Annotated in this window: 1 protein-coding gene; it reads left to right on the top strand. The window is 55.0% G+C overall.

Annotated features, from left to right (window positions below; genetic code table 11):
* Positions 1-96: 96 nt before the first annotated feature.
* Positions 97-696, top strand: coding sequence for a master DNA invertase Mpi family serine-type recombinase (locus tag EHS19_RS10530; protein ID WP_151917701.1), 600 nt, complete (start codon positions 97-99; stop codon positions 694-696).
* The last annotated feature ends 97 nt before the right edge of the window (positions 697-793 follow it).

Genomic DNA, 793 nt, shown 5'->3' with positions numbered 1-793 from the left:
ACGCGAACTTGGCTTTGTCGGAAATCTCGCCCCACACGATCTTCGGTTGCGAGAAATCGCCCGTTTTTTCCTGTGCCTTCTGTGACACTGACTGCCATGATCTATGGATATGTAAGGGTGAGCACGGGCATGCAAACGGTGGAGAACCAACGGTTCGAGATCGAACGGTTCTGCAAGCATGAAAGACTGGTGGTGGATGAATGGGTAGAGGAAATAATCAGCGGAACCAAGGCGCCTGAGAAACGCAAGCTGGGTGATCTGCTGGGCAAAGCCGCCAAAGGTGATCTGATTGTATGTTCGGAACTGTCACGTTTAGGTCGGAGCCTATTCATGATTATGGATGTGCTCAGTGGTTGCATGGACAAGGGCGTGAGAGTGTGGACCATCAAGGACGGGTACCGTCTGGGCGATGACATCCAGAGCAAAGTGCTGGCGTTTGCGTTTGGTCTGTCAGCGGAGATTGAGCGCAACCTGATCAGTCAGCGTACTAAGGAGGCGTTGGCACGGCGACGTGCCGAAGGCGTGCGGCTGGGGCGTCCAGTGGGGAGCCTGTCTGCACGCACGAAACTGTCGGATTACGAGAGCGACATTCGAGCCATGCTAGCGCAAGGATGCACTAAGGCCGACATTGCACGTAAATACCACGTTCATCGTTCCACGGTCGGACGTTTCATCTCTCGACGATATGACATATAAGGCACCACCTCCCCGGAGGACGCGCAAGTTTTTCTGAGTCTTCGCCAGTTTGTGTGGTGGTGTTGGGGTCGGGGTGTGGGTGTGGAGGAGGCGTTCG

It is taken from the genome of Bifidobacterium jacchi (assembly GCF_009078285.1).
GTDB classification, from domain to species: Bacteria; Actinomycetota; Actinomycetes; order Actinomycetales; family Bifidobacteriaceae; genus Bifidobacterium; species Bifidobacterium jacchi.
The sequence above is the reverse complement of the archived record's forward strand: the minus strand, read 5'-3'. Positions and strand labels throughout refer to the sequence as shown.